Annotated in this window: 15 protein-coding genes; 7 read left to right on the forward strand and 8 right to left on the reverse strand. The window is 49.3% G+C overall.

Features of this window, described 5'->3' with window-relative positions; genetic code table 11:
- Positions 1-67: 67 nt before the first annotated feature.
- The gene (locus AN963_RS11275) at positions 68-1,006 is read right to left on the reverse strand and encodes an AEC family transporter (RefSeq protein ID WP_055744701.1); all 939 of its coding nucleotides are present in this window, start codon (positions 1,004-1,006) and stop codon (positions 68-70) included.
- A gap of 13 nt (positions 1,007-1,019) precedes the next feature.
- Positions 1,020-1,421, reverse strand: a complete 402-nt coding sequence (locus AN963_RS11280; protein ID WP_055744702.1) for a hypothetical protein — start codon at positions 1,419-1,421, stop codon at positions 1,020-1,022.
- Between the two features lie 280 nt (positions 1,422-1,701).
- Here AN963_RS11280 and AN963_RS11285 point away from each other — a divergent pair, with 280 nt between their 5' ends.
- The 4 genes from AN963_RS11285 (at position 1,702) to AN963_RS11300 (ending at position 4,885) form a co-directional block, all read left to right on the forward strand.
- Positions 1,702-2,535, forward strand: a complete 834-nt coding sequence (locus AN963_RS11285) for an amino acid ABC transporter substrate-binding protein (protein WP_055744703.1) — start codon at positions 1,702-1,704, stop codon at positions 2,533-2,535.
- Between the two features lie 74 nt (positions 2,536-2,609).
- On the forward strand, positions 2,610-3,449 hold the full coding sequence (locus AN963_RS11290; RefSeq protein WP_055744704.1) for an amino acid ABC transporter substrate-binding protein: 840 nt from the start codon (positions 2,610-2,612) through the stop codon (positions 3,447-3,449).
- The gene (locus AN963_RS11295; protein WP_055744705.1) at positions 3,436-4,131 is read left to right on the forward strand and encodes an amino acid ABC transporter permease; all 696 of its coding nucleotides are present in this window, start codon (positions 3,436-3,438) and stop codon (positions 4,129-4,131) included. The genes AN963_RS11290 and AN963_RS11295 overlap by 14 nt, the downstream gene beginning before the upstream one ends.
- A gap of 19 nt (positions 4,132-4,150) precedes the next feature.
- On the forward strand, positions 4,151-4,885 hold the full coding sequence (locus tag AN963_RS11300) for an amino acid ABC transporter ATP-binding protein (protein ID WP_055744706.1): 735 nt from the start codon (positions 4,151-4,153) through the stop codon (positions 4,883-4,885).
- Between the two features lie 513 nt (positions 4,886-5,398).
- On the opposite strand, the gene AN963_RS11305 is transcribed toward AN963_RS11300, so the two are convergent.
- The gene (locus tag AN963_RS11305) at positions 5,399-5,941 is read right to left on the reverse strand and encodes a nitroreductase family protein (RefSeq protein ID WP_055744707.1); all 543 of its coding nucleotides are present in this window, start codon (positions 5,939-5,941) and stop codon (positions 5,399-5,401) included.
- A gap of 164 nt (positions 5,942-6,105) precedes the next feature.
- On the opposite strand from AN963_RS11305, the gene AN963_RS11310 reads away from it, so the two are divergent.
- A complete protein-coding gene (locus AN963_RS11310) occupies positions 6,106-6,816 on the forward strand; it encodes an SGNH/GDSL hydrolase family protein (RefSeq protein WP_055744708.1) in 711 nt (236 codons plus the stop codon).
- Between the two features lie 42 nt (positions 6,817-6,858).
- Here the strand turns inward: AN963_RS11310 and AN963_RS11315 are convergent, their stop codons facing one another.
- Positions 6,859-7,641 (reverse strand): SagB/ThcOx family dehydrogenase, encoded by a 783-nt coding sequence (locus AN963_RS11315; protein WP_055744709.1) that lies wholly within the window; start codon positions 7,639-7,641, stop codon positions 6,859-6,861.
- 137 nt (positions 7,642-7,778) lie between these two features.
- Here AN963_RS11315 and AN963_RS11320 point away from each other — a divergent pair, with 137 nt between their 5' ends.
- Positions 7,779-8,672, forward strand: coding sequence for a LysR family transcriptional regulator (locus tag AN963_RS11320; RefSeq protein ID WP_055744710.1), 894 nt, complete (start codon positions 7,779-7,781; stop codon positions 8,670-8,672).
- Between the two features lie 12 nt (positions 8,673-8,684).
- On the opposite strand, the gene AN963_RS11325 is transcribed toward AN963_RS11320, so the two are convergent.
- On the reverse strand, positions 8,685-10,130 hold the full coding sequence (locus tag AN963_RS11325; protein WP_055744711.1) for an aminotransferase-like domain-containing protein: 1,446 nt from the start codon (positions 10,128-10,130) through the stop codon (positions 8,685-8,687).
- 160 nt (positions 10,131-10,290) lie between these two features.
- Between AN963_RS11325 and AN963_RS11330 the strand changes: the two genes are divergently transcribed.
- Positions 10,291-11,214: a DMT family transporter gene (locus tag AN963_RS11330; RefSeq protein WP_055746256.1), complete on the forward strand. Its 924-nt coding sequence runs from the start codon at positions 10,291-10,293 to the stop codon at positions 11,212-11,214.
- A gap of 20 nt (positions 11,215-11,234) precedes the next feature.
- Here the strand turns inward: AN963_RS11330 and AN963_RS11335 are convergent, their stop codons facing one another.
- From AN963_RS11335 to AN963_RS11345, 3 genes are all read right to left on the reverse strand, one after another.
- Entirely contained in the window at positions 11,235-12,611 is a 1,377-nt protein-coding gene (locus AN963_RS11335; RefSeq protein ID WP_055744712.1) for a peptide MFS transporter, read from the reverse strand.
- Positions 12,612-12,762: 151 nt separating this feature from the next.
- Positions 12,763-13,854, reverse strand: coding sequence for a glycoside hydrolase family 15 protein (locus AN963_RS11340; RefSeq protein ID WP_055744713.1), 1,092 nt, complete (start codon positions 13,852-13,854; stop codon positions 12,763-12,765).
- Positions 13,855-14,111: 257 nt separating this feature from the next.
- Positions 14,112-14,933, reverse strand: a complete 822-nt coding sequence (locus tag AN963_RS11345; protein WP_055744714.1) for an inositol monophosphatase family protein — start codon at positions 14,931-14,933, stop codon at positions 14,112-14,114.
- Positions 14,934-15,011: the final 78 nt, after the last annotated feature.

Here is a 15,011-nt window from a genome sequence, read left to right on the forward strand (position 1 = left end):
GTTTCATTCCTAAGAAAACAAAACCCGATTTCCACCTTTGCCGGAGATCGGGTCTATTCTATCTACATCAATGCAAAAACCAATTGCCCATCAGCACAACGGCAGGGATCGTCAACAGCGCCAAAAGCGTCGAAAATACCGTCGTCATCGCTCCCATTTCTTCATCTGCCTTGTACCGACTAAACAATATGGAAGCTAACGTCAGCGTCGGCATCGCCACCTGGATCAACGCCACACTGGAAATGTCTTTGTCGATCGAAAAAGCAGACAGCAGAAAGGCAGTCAACAGAGGAAATACAAATAATTTCATCGCGATCGGCATGCTCAAGAGCGGCAAGGATACCTGTGGCTTGTTTCTCATAAACATCGGCAGCAGCATACCGATGTACATCATTGCCAGCGGGGAAGCGAGCTTGGACAGCGTACCAAACAGCTGCTTGACTGGTTCAGGTGGAGCAAAGCCGATCATGGCAGAGCCCAGACCAATGACGATCGCAATCATCGGGATGTTGATGATCGTCTTCAAGCCTTTGAGCGAAAAAGCCCCTTTCTCTTGTAGCATCATCACAGCAATCGTCCACAAAACGACGTCTACCCCAGCGTCAAAGATCGCCGCCAGAAGCGCTCCCTTTGGTCCGAAAAGAGCGGCACACAGCGGCAGCCCAATAAAACCGGTATTACCCAACGCAGATAAGATAGCAATTTCCCGACGCTTTTTCGCAGAGAGGGGCAAGGTGCGTGCACCTACCCAGCCGATTAAGATTCCTAAACAATTTAAGAGAATGGAAATGATGAAAATTGAAAAAATTTGAGTCAAAGTATTGCTGTCAATCGGGGTCCGAAAAATTCCGTCCAGAATGATACAAGGCATCGCGACATTGACGATGATCGTAATGACGAGCTGGCGAGAATCGGCCGTCAGCGGTTGTCGATAGCCAATCAGGCTACCGATACCGATGATGACGGCCATAATCAGGATGGATTGTGTCAACGTCTGAAATTCCATGCCGTCCTCCCGTCTACATCTGTACAGGGAGCCACTGAAGCTCGGCTGGCTCACCTTTATCACACGTTCGTAATATATCTCCACAAAGCGGAACTACCTGCTCCAATGGCACGCACCACGAAATAGGGAACGTGACTTCATTGCCTTCGATGACGAGGGCAGACATGACGCCTGGATGCTTGTCCGTTATGAGTACGTAATGCTGCTCAGCCGGCTCATGCTCTTTCCATTGCACAAGAACTTGACCATTATTCCCGCCTGCCACGACCAGGTCTACGTGATCACCGTAAGCCGCATGAACCAATGTGCGAGAGCTCCCGTTCAGCTGTGCGATTTCTTTGAGGACCTCATGCCAAGCGACGTGCTTTTGCTCGATCCCACTCTCATCTGTATATAGACGCCAGTCGTTCAACATATCGTTTGACTCCTTTTCTCATCTGCTCATCTATGTAAGCAAACTGCCGAGATTCGTACCTAATTGTACGCTTCTTCGCTGTGAAGCTCAACCACAAAACCTTTTTAGACAAAGGTCCTGACATAGCCTTCCACACCTTTGTGTATCCTAAGGTGGAAGACTGGGCGGATAATAAAAACCTATAAAACAAATCGGATTTAACACTTTATTGATTGACAAACCGTATTTCCGCCTCTACTATGAAGCAGTGAAATTCAAATACATCAAAGGGGATCATCCAATGAAAAAGCTTATTTTCTCCGCCTTAATCTCAAGTATGCTACTGGGTATTGTCGGCTGCGGTACATCCGGATCCGGTTCATCATCCCAACCAAATAACACAACACCGCCTGCTGACCAAGCTGCTTCGCAAGGATTGCTCGAGAAAGTAAAAGCAGATAAAAAGCTAGTGATCGGGACAGAGGGTACATACTCTCCTTTCACGTTCCACGATCAATCCGGAAAATTGACGGGTTATGACGTCGACGTAGCGACTGAAGTGGCAAAGCGCCTTGGTGTAGAACCAGTCTTCCAGGAAACCCAGTGGGATGCGATGTTTGCAGGTCTCGATTCCAAACGCTTTGACGTGATCGCAAACCAAGTAGGTATCCGTCCTGACCGCCAAGAAAAATATGACTTCTCCAAGCCTTATTCCGTTTCACACGCGGTTCTGGTCACTAATAAAAGCAACTCGACTGTGAAAGATTTCAAAGATATTAAAGGTCTGAAGGCCGGCCAATCGATGACAAGCAACTACGCGGACCTCGCTCGCTCGAATGGAGCAGAAATCGTGGCTGTGGATAACTTTAACCAAGCGATCGACCTGATTGCTACCAACCGCGTCGACGTCGTGCTCAATGACAACTTGACTGTGCTCGATTTCTTGAAACATAAACCAGATGCACCTATCAAAATCGTCGCAAAAAATGAAGAAGGTCAACCGACTGCATTCATGTACCGCAAAGGCAGCACCGATCTGGCTGAAGCGATGAGCAAGGTACTGGATGAGATGCAACAAGACGGCACACTGAAGACCATTTCCGAAAAATGGTTCGGTGAAGATATTTCCAAATAATTCATTGACAAAACAACTCAACCCTTATAGTATGTTCCTTATTTAATTCACATAGGTTTAGTGGGGGTTATGTTATGAAAAAACGATTATTTACTGCTATTGTCTCGACTCTGGTTTTTGCTTTAGCTGGTTGCGGGACTGCAACGACAAGCCAATCTCATGATAATCACCAAGCCTCTACCCCTGCTCCTGCAGAAGCACCTAAGGAAAAGAATCTGTTGGATAAAGTAAAAGCAGATGGCAAACTCCTGATCGGAACAGAAGGTACCTATGCACCCTTCACCTTCCATGATACATCTGGTAAGCTGACCGGCTATGATGTGGAGGTCGTGACGGAAGTAGCAAAACGCATGGGAGTAGAGCCTGTTTTCCAAGAAACGCAATGGGACGCTATTTTCGCAGGTTTGGACTCCAAACGCTTCGACGTGATTGCAAACCAAGTAGGTATTCGTCCTGATCGCCAGGAAAAATATGATTTTTCCAAAGCGTACACAGTATCTACTGCAGTACTCGTGACACACAAGGACAACACAACCGTGAAAGGCTTTGAAGATATCAAAGGTTTGAAAGCAGGTCAAACGCTCACAAGCAACCTGACCGATATCGCGAAAAAGAACGGTGCAGAGATCGTGGGGGTAGAAGGCTTTAACCAAGCAATCGACCTGCTCGTGTCCAAGCGCGTGGACATCACGATCAACGACGGCCTCTCTCTCCTGGACTTCTTGAAGCAAAAGCCAGATACGCCGATCAAGATCGTGGCTAAAGATCCGAATGTCGCGGAAAACGGCTTTATGTTCCGCAAAGGCAACACGGAGCTTGTAGAAGCCTTCAACAGCGCGCTGGATGAAATGAAAAAAGACGGTACACTCAAAAAAATCTCCGAGAAATGGTTTGGTGCAGATGTCTCTCAGTAACTTTTTTGACAATCCAGAACGCCTGGACCGTTGGATCTCAATCGCGCAAAGCTCCTTTCTCCCTCTGGTGAAAGGAGCCTTGCTCTATTCTCTGACACTCGCGATTGCATCCTTTTTCTTCGGTCTGATCATCGCCATCTTTACTGCTTTGGCACGGATCTCCGGAATCAAGCCATTGGTCGCTATCGCGCGCATCTATGTCTCGATTATTCGCGGGACGCCATTGCTCGTACAGTTATTTATTATCTTTTTCGGTCTCCCCAGTATTGGCGTGATGATCGATCCGATCCCTTCTGCCATTATAGGCTTCTCTCTCAGCGTAGGGGCTTACTCCTCTGAAGTCGTCAGAGCTGCTATCTTGTCCATCCCCAAAGGGCAATGGGAAGCTGCGTACTCGATCGGGATGACATATCGCCAAGCCTTGCAGCGGGTTATTCTCCCACAGGCCGCACGTGTATCGGTGCCACCTTTGTCCAACTCTTTTATCAGTCTGGTCAAAGACACTTCGCTTGCTGCTGCAATCCTCGTGCCTGAGATGTTTCGAAAAGCACAGGAGATCGTGGCTTCTACCTATGAACCTCTCTTGGTATATTCAGAAGCCGCACTCATCTACTGGATGATCTGCTTTGTTCTCTCTATCATTCAGGATCGACTGGAGAACAGGCTGGACCGATACGTATGATAAAAGTAGGTGAATTCGAATGATTTCCATCACTGATTTGCACAAACAGTTCCACCACCTGCAAGTGTTGAAAGGGATTACGCTGAACGTTCCCAAAGGAAAGGTAGTCGTGATCATCGGTCCTTCTGGCTCCGGGAAAACCACACTGCTCCGATGCCTGAACGCCTTGGAGGTTCCGACGAAGGGCGTCGTTCAAATCGGAGAGGTCACGGTAGATTTCTCGAAGAAAGTAGAGCGTTCTCAGCTTCCTTTGCTACGCAAGCAAACCGGCATGGTGTTTCAAAACTACAATCTATTCCCGCACATGACCGCCTTGGAGAATGTCATGGAAGGTCCCGTCACGGTGAAAAGGGAAACCAAGGATAAAGCCAGAGAAAAAGCATCTTCTCTTCTCAAAAAGGTAGGATTGGGAGATAAGCTAGACCACTTTCCCGCCCAGCTCTCCGGCGGTCAACAGCAACGGGTGGGAATCGCCCGTGCTCTCGGTATGGATCCGCAAGTTATGCTATTTGATGAGCCTACCTCTGCCTTGGATCCCGAACTGGTTGGCGAGGTTCTAAAGGTAATGAAGGAGCTCGCTCAAGAAGGAATGACCATGGTCGTCGTTACCCATGAGATGGGTTTTGCTCGCGATGTTGCCGACGAAGTCATTTTCATGGACCAGGGCGTCATTGTGGAGCAGGGGAAGCCAGAGCAGCTGTTCACCCAGCCTCGCGAAGATCGTACCCGTCAATTCTTGCAGCATTTGAAGTAAGTTCACGAATACACCTGAAAGAAAAAAGACTCTACGCCCCTATCGGCTCAGAGTCTTCTTTTTTATAAATCCACCTTAGTCATCGCAGAAACAAGCGATCAGAACAATAATAAGAATGATCCACAGAAAACCGCCATTACCGAAGCCAAAACCAAATCCCATCGTGACCTCTCCCCTTTCCTGCAGATATCAGCAACTGTCTATCAACACAGCGCTTCTATCACACCATATGAAAATCCAGTCATGACCGTATGGATGCCTGTCTATCTCAATTCCCAAATTTTTAAAAAACAGGTGCTTGCCCGTCAGGCCTAAAAATTAACAAATGCTTCATGTTGTCTCTACTGTTCCTTAACATCCATGGACTATCATGGGATTGTCAGACCCTACGATGGACATATCGTCCTCCATTTGCCGCCCGAATAGCCCCCTTCTAGATCGGGCGGGTTTTTTTCATAAAAAGGAAATGACAAATAAAAAAAGCGAGCCCTCCAGCGGAGAGCTCGCTTCCTTCTATTCAAATCGAGTGAATTTTTTCTCAGCCGGTGTACGAGGACCCGGCTTCGGTACAGAATCCTCTTCAAAGAATCCGAGGTGCAAGAATCCGACGATTTTCTCTCCTGGCGCAACACCCAGCACCTGATGAGCTTTTGGATCCCAGTTATGCGGATTCGTTTTCCATACGACGCCAAGACCCTTCTCCCAAGCAAGCAGTTGAAAGTTTTGGATCATCGCACAGGTAGCGCTGAAATCTTCCTCCCATTGCTTTTGACGTGGGTCCTCTTTCATGATCACGATCAAATAGGCTGCAGGAGCACTGAACAGCTCCCGACGGGTTTGTTGCTGCTCGATCGCGTACACGGGAAGCATGCGTTCGATAAATGTCTCTTTGTTTTCCGTTGGGATAAACAGAAAGCGCCAAGGTTCACGCAAACCATGGTTCGGCGCATAGACGGCGTCATTTAGCAGCTCGAGCACCAATGATTCTGGGACCGCATCTGGTTTATAGTCTTTTTTTATCGATCGACGCTCGCGAATGACTTTAGATATGGACATAAGCTCACCTTCTAGGAATGAAATGGGATCGGGAACATCTGATAATGGTTCTCATTTTCATATGTTATCGTTTACTTCCCTTAAAATCAAGTAGCAGCTATCACGATTTTTTCATTTTCACCTGCTACCTACATGTTACAATCCATTCTAGGAGGCGATATTCCGTGAATCAGGAACGTCCACAACTGATCAGACCCGGCTTTTTCAGTGTCAATGCCGCTGCAGATCGGCGGCGAAATGAGTTTGACTTCCACAACGAAGCCCTACTCTATCATGATCGCTCCATCGATTCTGTCTTTTTTGGCGATTCCATCACTCACTGGTGGGACCTAGCCACCTTTTTTGAAAACTCTCCGCGCACTATCGTCAACCGTGGAATTGGTGGGGATACGACCACGCATGCTCGCCAACGCTTTGCCGCTGATGTCCTGCAGCTGCGCCCTCGTCACGTCATCATCATGATTGGCATTAATAATACATGGGCCTTGGACGCCTTTTCTCCCGAGGACCGCTTGACCAGTGAAGAGATTTATCAGCAGGTGACTAGCGATGTAGAAGGCATGATTCAGGCAGCGTTGGAGCAAGCCATTTGTCCGGTCGTCTGCTCCCTGCTTCCTACCCGAATGGATCGATATGCTCTTAATCACAGACGCAATGAACTCGTCGTTCGAATCAATCAGTCTTTCAAGACGATGGCTGCCGGTTCAGGTGCAATCTATGTCGACTATCATTCCCACCTCGTAGATCCAGATGGAATCACCTTGCGGGAGGGGCTCGCGGATGACGGCCTTCATCCTCATGTGCTCGGTTATGGGATCATGGCAAAGGTATTGTGTGAGACGCTAGCAGCACAAGGTATTGATCTCACGACGTAAGAAAAAAGGATGGGGCTATACGTAATAGCCCCATCCTTTTCTTTATTCCGGACGGCGATCCTTCAACCAGTCCCCGCCTGCAATTTTCCCTACCGATGCCATGAGAACGGACAGGTGTGACTCTCCATCGATGCCTAAGTAGCTGTTCATTTCTCGATCCATCCAGTGCCCCACTGTGCTGACACCAAGACCTAATCCATTTGCGACAACGTGGAGATTCTGCGCGACATGCCCGGCATCCCACCAAATATAACGATAGGCCCGTTCCTTGTACTTTTCCTTCGTGCGATCCACGACTGCAGTCCAGACAAAATTGACAGCAGCCCGTCGCGTCATCTCCTGATCTTCCGTATACAAATAAGCGGCTTGCGCAGGATCTTCCTGTCGCAGTCCCTCGAGTTCCCAATTTTCAACGTCGAGATGGTACAATCCTTTTTCCAGACCTTCGACATGATTAATCAACAGATAGGTCTCAATAGGATAAAGCGCTCCTGCAGATGGTGTCGTCCGCAATTGGTAATCTCCCATATCCGCCGTAATTCCTTGTGTACCCCAGAGCAGGATATTCAGTTCATTTCGCGTCATCGGAGTCGTCAAAAAATTGCGCTTGGAGCGTCTATTGCCTAGCAGCTCCCATAGATCGGGCGATGCCGGAAAATCAGGTTTGTCGAGAGGAACACGGACAAAAGCTTGCTCATATCGCAAATAAGTGGCAGGTCTTTTTGAAAAATCGTAGCGTGACGCCCAGCCTTTTTCCAACTCTCCCACTCGGTACGAAGTTGCTTGGATAAATTCATTCGCTATTCTTTGCCATTCCGGATGCATCTGTGCTGGAACCTCCTTCAAAGTAGAAACGTATTCGTTCGTATGAACCTCACTATACGTTCCTGCATTCCATTAGTAAAACAATGGTTTATAATAGATGACATAAGCTTTATCTAATGGATAGGAGGCGACCAATTTTGACGTTAGCCCAGCTCCACGTTCTCCTCGCGGCTGCCAAGGCCGGAAGCTTTACCCGCGCCGCTGAAGAAATCGGGTTTACGCAGTCAGCGGTTTCCCAGATGATCAACAGTTTGGAAAAGGAATTGGGTATCTCCTTATTTCATCGAAGCCGCAGCGGGATTAGTCCGACCAGCATCGGTGAGCGTATGCTGCAGCACGCACGCGACATCCTTCAGATCACGGCTTGCATGACACAGGAAGCAGCATCAGCGCGCAATCTGGCCACTGGTACATTGCGCATCGCTTCGCTCCCCAGCGTGGCCACGCGAATACTTCCCGGACTGCTTGGAGCCTTTCGCAAACAGTATCCCGCTGTGGAGATCATCCTGTTTGAAGGGAAAAATGACGAGATTCATAACTGGATTGCCAGCTCAGTGGTAGATATCGGGTTTACCGTCCAGCCTGAAAAGGACCTGCAAACTCTCCCTTTGATTCAGGACAGCATGATGGTCATTCTCCCTCAGACTCACTCGCTTAGCAATGAGTCACAGCTTTCCTTTGCGCAGATCGCGGAGCGTTGCTTCATCATGCCCCGGGATGAGTGTGTGAAAAAAACACTGCATGAGAATGGGATCGTCCCTAAGTCTACCTTTGAAGTCGGTGACATCAGCACGATCCTGACGATGGTCCAGGAGTATATCGGGGTAAGTATCCTGCCTGAGCTGTATATCCCGTTAACGATCCCAAAAGTAGTGGCGATCCCACTCTCTCCACCCATCAACCGACAGCTCGTCCTCGCTGTGCGCAATTGGCAGGCCGTATCGCCCTTGACTGCTGAATTTGCCGTACACAGTCAAAAATACATGAACGGGATGGAGATTACTAGCGACGCGAGAGCTCACCACTCGTAAAGAAACCGTCTGTCATTTGCTCAAGCTGGCGACGATCTGGCTCAGCTGGCGAATTCCGCGCTCAAGATCCGACAAGGAAGCATACGCGTAAGAAAGCCTCAGATAACCATCCGTTTCTTGCGCGTAGATGTTTCCCGGATTCAGGAGAATGCCTTGCCGCGATGCCTTGCTGAACAGCTCCAGCATGGATACCTTGGCATTGATTTTCAGCCAGATAAAAAAACCGCCAACTGGGATTTGCCAGGTCGCCAGCTCGTTCATATACCGTTCCAGCGCATGAAGCGCCGCTGCCTTTCGCACTCTCAGTTCCTCTCTCACCATGTGGACATGCTCGCTGTACAGACCACTGGACAGCCATTCCGCCGCCACCCGCTGTGATAGAGAGCTGGAACCGTAATCGGTTTGCATCTTGATATCCGACAAGCGGTCGATGACAAGCTCCGGTCCAATGACCCAACCAATCCGTAGTCCTGGCGTCAACGTTTTCGACAGACTGCCTAAATACAAGACGTGTCCATGCTTGTCCCTTGCTTTGAGCGGCGGAGGGGGTGGCTCGTCAAACCAGAGCTCCCGGTAAATATCGTCTTCCATGATCGGCAGACGTTCCTCTTCACAGACGCGCAGGAGCTCAAGGCGCCTTTTTTCAGTCATGAGCAAGCCTGTCGGGTTGTGGAAACAAGGAATCGTGTAGAGAATATCCCCCTTCTTCTGCTTCTTTTGCGCAGTAATCGCACCAGGAAGCAACCCTTGCTTGTCCATCGGCAGACCTGACAGCTTCATCCCCGCTGACTGAAACAGATGCAACGAGTACAAATAGGATGGTCTCTCTAACAGGACCGTGGATCCCCGGTGCAGTAGCCCAACCGAAATGAGCTGAAGCGCTTGCAATCCCCCGGATACGATCAGAATCGAAGACGGTGAGGCGTCGATCCCAAATGTTTTGACATAGTCACTCAAGGCTTGGCGCAAAGGCAGAAACCCTCTTGGCTCTTCGTAACCGAAAGTCCCCAGATTCTCTGTCACCCGTCGCAAGACACCCTTCATCGTCTCCAGCGGAAAAATGTCTGGAGATAATTCACCTTTGCTAAGCTGGATGAAGCTCTGATTGGATTCGTCCCGATTTATTTCCTGAACCGCGGCCTGACTCGGCTTGTGATTGCCGGATTGTACATACTCATTCCAGTCGGGAGGCGGATTGGTAGCAAGCAGCATCCACGTATTGTTGATTACGACTGTCCCCATCCCCATCTTTCCCTCGATCAGCCCGTCCGCCATCAGCTCTTCCAGCGCAGTAATGACTGTGCTTCGATTGACTCCAAACATGGTAGCCAGTTCACGCTGGCTGGGTATGACACTTCCGATCGGCCATTCACCCGCGGAAATCTTCTCTTTGATGTAGACGATAATCTGCTTGTATTTTGGCGGCTGTTTGACTGTTCCTGTCCCGTTTCTGCTCATCTTCCTACATCCCCTCGTCGATCTGATCCTAGGCTAAGTGGTTGGGTTTTGTTCTGTGCAACTGGTTGAAGCTATTTTATCAATTCGTCTTTAAGATGAAAACAACAGCTGTATGGCATCTGAAATCGGTTGGTTTTTCTCACAGAAAGGACAAGACGATATGAAGAAACAGTCTCAGCTTGGCGTAGTCATGGCTCAATTCATCTCCATCGTTATATGGGCTTCGGCATTTCCCGGGATCCGGGTGGGCCTGGAAGCGTATTCGCCCGATCAGCTCTCTTTGCTGCGTTTTCTCATCGGATCTGTGCTTCTTGTTATTTTTGCTATCTTCTTTCGTATCCGCATGCCTGAACCAAAGGATATTCCTGCCTTGTTGCTATTAGGCGGGTTAGGCTTTACTGTGTACCACGTTGCGCTGAACTACGGGGAGCAGACGATTAGCGCAGGAGTTGCCAGTCTTTTTGTATCGACCACACCCCTCTTTGCTTCGATACTCGCTCTGCTGTTTTTTCGCGAACGGTTCGGGCTTCGCGGCTGGCTAGGCTCTATGCTCGGATTTATTGGAGTGACAATCAGCTCATTGGGAACCGGCGAACCTTTCCAATGGAATGGCGGAATATTCTTAATCCTCTTGGCTTCCTTTTCTGAGAGCCTCTACTTTGCCTTTCAGCGAAATTATGTAGAAAAATACGGTTTTCTCGCGTTTACCGCTTATACGATCTGGGGCGGAACCTTGTTCATGCTCTACTCCTTGCCTGGACTGGGAGAGGCCATCATCCAGGCACCGACAGAAGTCACCCTCAGTGTGCTCTACCTGGGTATTTTTCCTACGGTGATCGCTTATCTCGCGCTCGCGTACGTCACATCGAGAGTGGGTGCTTCAGAGGCAACCAGCTCCCTTTACCTGACGCCTGCGCTCGCATTTGGAATCGCGTGGATATGGCTCGGGGAAGTCCCCACTCTCCTGTCGATTGTCGGTGGCATCGTCACATTAGGCGGTGTTTTGCTCGCGACGATCCGAGTCGGCCTCCAAAATAGAAAGGAGAGGGAAGATCGGCCACTAGCTGACCAATCTTCCCTCTGAGAACGACGCGAGATTTTCCTCTATTCCATCATCCGTTCCAGCTTTCTCGACAGCATCAGCAGGATCAGCCCCATCACAATCGCCAAGAGCCCGATGAGACCAAATACTTCGAAGTAGCCCAGTGACTGCGTAAAAGCAGCCAGATAACCCCCGAGAATATTTGCCACTCCCGTACTCGCCAGCCAAACCCCCATCAGCAAGGACGCCAATTTAAGCGGAGCCAGCTTGCTCACCATTGACAACCCTACTGGAGAGAGGAAAAGCTCCCCTAACGTGTGGAGTAAATAAGTGACGATGATGAACATGATGTTGGACTGGGCGACGATGTTGTTTTCGTCACTTCCCGTTTGCAACACTGCTATGATCAACACCATATAGCCGAGGCCGAGCAAGATCATCCCGCATGACATTTTCACGGGAATACTCAGGTCCCCTCGCTTTGTAGATGCCAGCTTGATCCATAATGCAGACAGGACAGGCGCAAGTGCAACGATAAAGAATGGATTAAGCGATTGGAACCATGAGGTAGGCACTTCCCACCCAAAGAAATGCTTGTCCACAAACTTGTCTGCGTACAAAGTCAGCGAGCTCCCCGCCTGTTCAAAACCAGCCCAGAAAAAAATAACGAAGCAAGTAATGATGACGATGACCGCTGTTCGTTGCTTTTCTTTGGAGGTTAATGGTGCTTGAGAAACGTCTCCGCTGCCCTGATTGCCAGATGAAGCTCTGACCGTCACCTTGCCGATGTCACCCAAGTAGCGATTTCCGATGCCGTTGTAGATCGCTTGTCCGATGATCATGCCGATCGCCGCAGCCAGAAAGCCATAGCGAAAACCAAAATGATCGACGCCATCCACCGTCGTCTTGAACAAATCCTCTGCCAAGTAACCACAAATCAATGGGGCAAAAAAAGCCCCGATGTTGATGCCCATGTAAAAGATAGTAAACGCCGCATCTTTTCTGCCTTCGTCGTTTGGATACAGCTCCCCTACAAGAGTTGAAATATTAGGCTTGAAAAAACCGTTCCCGATGATCAATAATGCCAATCCCATATAGAGCCCGGTTGTGTTCGTGACTGCAAACAGCATGAAATTACCCAAGGCCATTAAAATACCGCCAATGGTAATCGCGCGCCTTCTACCTATGTATCGATCAGACAAATAGCCTCCTGCCAAAGGAGTAAAATAAACGGCACCAGTAAAGAAACCATAGATGCTCATCGCTGTGCTCTTCTCAAAACCGAGCCCACCACTGATCAGCGCAGTGGTCAAATACAGCGTCAATAGTGCTCGCATGCCGTAATAGCTAAAGCGCTCCCACATTTCTGTGAAAAACAGCAAGTACAGCCCTGGCGGATGCCGAACCTTGCCTTGATGAGTTTGCCCTGATTCCGCCAAATTTCATCGCTCCCCGCCACCAATAGTTATGAATGTCGCTTTCGTACGCCTCATTTACTATTTGCCATCGCAGTCATTTTATTCCTCACAACAAAACGCGGCCCGCTGGATGGGGACCGCGTTTTGTTTTTGCTTTACTGGGCGTATGGGTTTACGATTCCTCTAGCAGATGCAGCTCTGCTGCCAGTACGAGATACATGGCATGAGACCAGAGCAGTGGTACAGCCGGTTGTCCTTCACGCTCTACCCATGGCGGATAGGACGCTGGAGATAAAAGGTGAGCTTGCACTTGCTCTGGCAAACCAGCAGGTCGCCTCTGCGACGCAATCCATTCGAGGATGGTGTGTGCTTCAGTCCGTCTTTCTGTTTGCACGTAGTACCAGCCGAGCCATGCCGACAACAATAGCCATTGCCCTCCGCCGTAGTACGTATCTGCCGCATAACGGTGAACGCCCTGGCCAGAAAGAAGCTCACGTTCGATTGCTTCTACGGTTTTTACCATGACTGGATCCTCTACTTTTGCCAACCCGAACGGCAAGGATATCCACAGCAGACTGGCGTCCACAGCTGATTCGCCTAGCGATTTGATGAACTGGCCGTCTGCCGTTCCATTCGTAAAGACAAATTGGCGAATGCTCTCCCCTAATTGAGTGAGCTCTTCCTCACGTTCTGGTAGATGCTCTACCATCGCCTGAATCCCGCCATAGATAGCGGCCATCGTCGCTGGATGCTGACGGTCTCCCCATTCCTCCCAGCAATCGAAATTGGGAAGTTGCCAGCATGTTCGCAAGTAATCCAGTGTCAAAAGGATGGAAGGTCGAAGTTCCTGGACGAGCCCTTTGTCCCCGCTGAGTCGCACATGCTCGGATAGCCCCCACAGCCAGGTACCGTACCCATCGAGTTGAAAGCTGCCCCATTCACCTGCCACTTCTGCACCGTCCAGCGTATAACGTGTGTGCAAAAACAGCTCATTGCCCCCGCTCCTTTTTCCCGCTTGTACAGCTGCAATGGCATTCCGAGCTTTGTCCGCGTATCGCTGCACGACGCCATCACACCATTGATAAAAACGACGCGCGCTGTCATGTTGCCCTGCACGATTCATCGCATACGCTGTAAATGTACCATCGCGCAGCCATGCATATTGATAAGGTCGAAAGGCAGGTGAAGCGATGTAGGCCCCGCTCTCTGCCTGATGCTGCAATATCATCCGGATGCTTTCCTCGATCAAGGGAGCAGTTGTCATTCTTTTTCCCTCCTGTGAGACAAGCTTTGTCCAATTCATGATCTCACCTCACATCAAAAAGAAACCGCTTCCCCTAGCATATGCACTTCTCCCCCTCTGACGCAACTCTCCGTCTCAAGAGGAGTTCATTAGAAAACTTAGCTACGCCAAGCCTTTGGCGGAGTCTTAGCTGCACTTATACTGGATAAGAATCTCATATATTCTTATCTGTAAAACAAAAACCTGCTGGAAGGTGCATCCAGCAGGTCTATTATCGTTTACGATCCCATTTCTGTACTGTCAGTCAAATTCAGGTAATGCTGCAGTTCTTCGTAAAATGCCGGATTGCAAGCCATCACACTGCTTTTTTGATCAAACGGCAGTGGAGTCCCCATCATCGTCGTGACTTTGCCGCCAGCTTCCTCGACGATGATTCGTCCAGCGCCAAAATCCCAAGCGTTCAGGGACATACTCACATAGCCATCCAATCTGCCTGCAGCGACATAGGACATTTCCAGTGCTGCACTTCCTAGCAAACGCATTCCCCGCACTTTTCCTGCCAGCTTTTTGACGATCTGGTCAATGCCCATTTGTTCGGCGCGTTTATTCCAAAAAACGCTTGTACACAGAAGAGCTTCCTCCAGGGTCACTACCCTTTCCAGACGCAACGGACGTTCATTGAGAAAAGCTCCCTCGCCTTTCACGGCGTAGAAAAGCTCATCTCGGGAAGGGTCGTACACCACTCCAATAAGTCCTTCACCCTTGTGGTACACTGCTATGGACACGGAAAAGTTGATCTGCTGATGGACAAAGTTTGTGGTTCCATCAATCGGATCGATGACCCACAGTGTATCACATTGATGGTAATCCCCTTTAAACGTGCTTTCTTCTCCCAATATCCCATGATTAGGGAAGCGCTCGAGGATCATATGAATCACATGCTTCTCCACTTCTTTATCAACAGCAGTGACAAGGTCGGAGGCAGAAGTTTTGTATTCAACAGTAAACGGCTCTTTCATTCTCTTGAGACTCAGTTCACCCGCAGATCGGGCGCATTGCAGAGCCAGCTCTTTTAGTTCCGCCAGTGATGGTTCTTGCACGCATATCGCCACCTAAAACATGACTTTTTGTTTAGTGTACCATACTTTACCTGTGGTTACACCACACTGAAACAGGGG

The sequence above is a fragment of the Brevibacillus choshinensis genome (assembly GCF_001420695.1).
Lineage (GTDB): Bacteria > Bacillota > Bacilli > Brevibacillales > Brevibacillaceae > Brevibacillus > Brevibacillus choshinensis.

Excerpts from the sequence above, each read along its gene's own strand:
- AN963_RS11315 (WP_055744709.1), bottom strand. The coding sequence starts at position 7,641 with ATGCATCCGGAATGGCAAAGAATAGCGAATGAATTTATCCAAGCAACT.
- AN963_RS11305 (WP_055744707.1), bottom strand. The coding sequence starts at position 5,941 with ATGTCCATATCTAAAGTCATTCGCGAGCGTCGATCGATAAAAAAAGAC.
- AN963_RS11290 (WP_055744704.1), top strand. The coding sequence starts at position 2,610 with ATGAAAAAACGATTATTTACTGCTATTGTCTCGACTCTGGTTTTTGCT.
- AN963_RS11330 (WP_055746256.1), top strand. The coding sequence starts at position 10,291 with ATGAAGAAACAGTCTCAGCTTGGCGTAGTCATGGCTCAATTCATCTCC.
- AN963_RS11275 (WP_055744701.1), bottom strand. The coding sequence starts at position 1,006 with ATGGAATTTCAGACGTTGACACAATCCATCCTGATTATGGCCGTCATC.
- AN963_RS11300 (WP_055744706.1), top strand. The coding sequence starts at position 4,151 with ATGATTTCCATCACTGATTTGCACAAACAGTTCCACCACCTGCAAGTG.
- AN963_RS11285 (WP_055744703.1), top strand. The coding sequence starts at position 1,702 with ATGAAAAAGCTTATTTTCTCCGCCTTAATCTCAAGTATGCTACTGGGT.
- AN963_RS11340 (WP_055744713.1), bottom strand. The coding sequence starts at position 13,854 with ATGACAACTGCTCCCTTGATCGAGGAAAGCATCCGGATGATATTGCAG.
- AN963_RS11325 (WP_055744711.1), bottom strand. The coding sequence starts at position 10,130 with ATGAGCAGAAACGGGACAGGAACAGTCAAACAGCCGCCAAAATACAAG.
- AN963_RS11295 (WP_055744705.1), top strand. The coding sequence starts at position 3,436 with ATGTCTCTCAGTAACTTTTTTGACAATCCAGAACGCCTGGACCGTTGG.
- AN963_RS11280 (WP_055744702.1), bottom strand. The coding sequence starts at position 1,421 with ATGTTGAACGACTGGCGTCTATATACAGATGAGAGTGGGATCGAGCAA.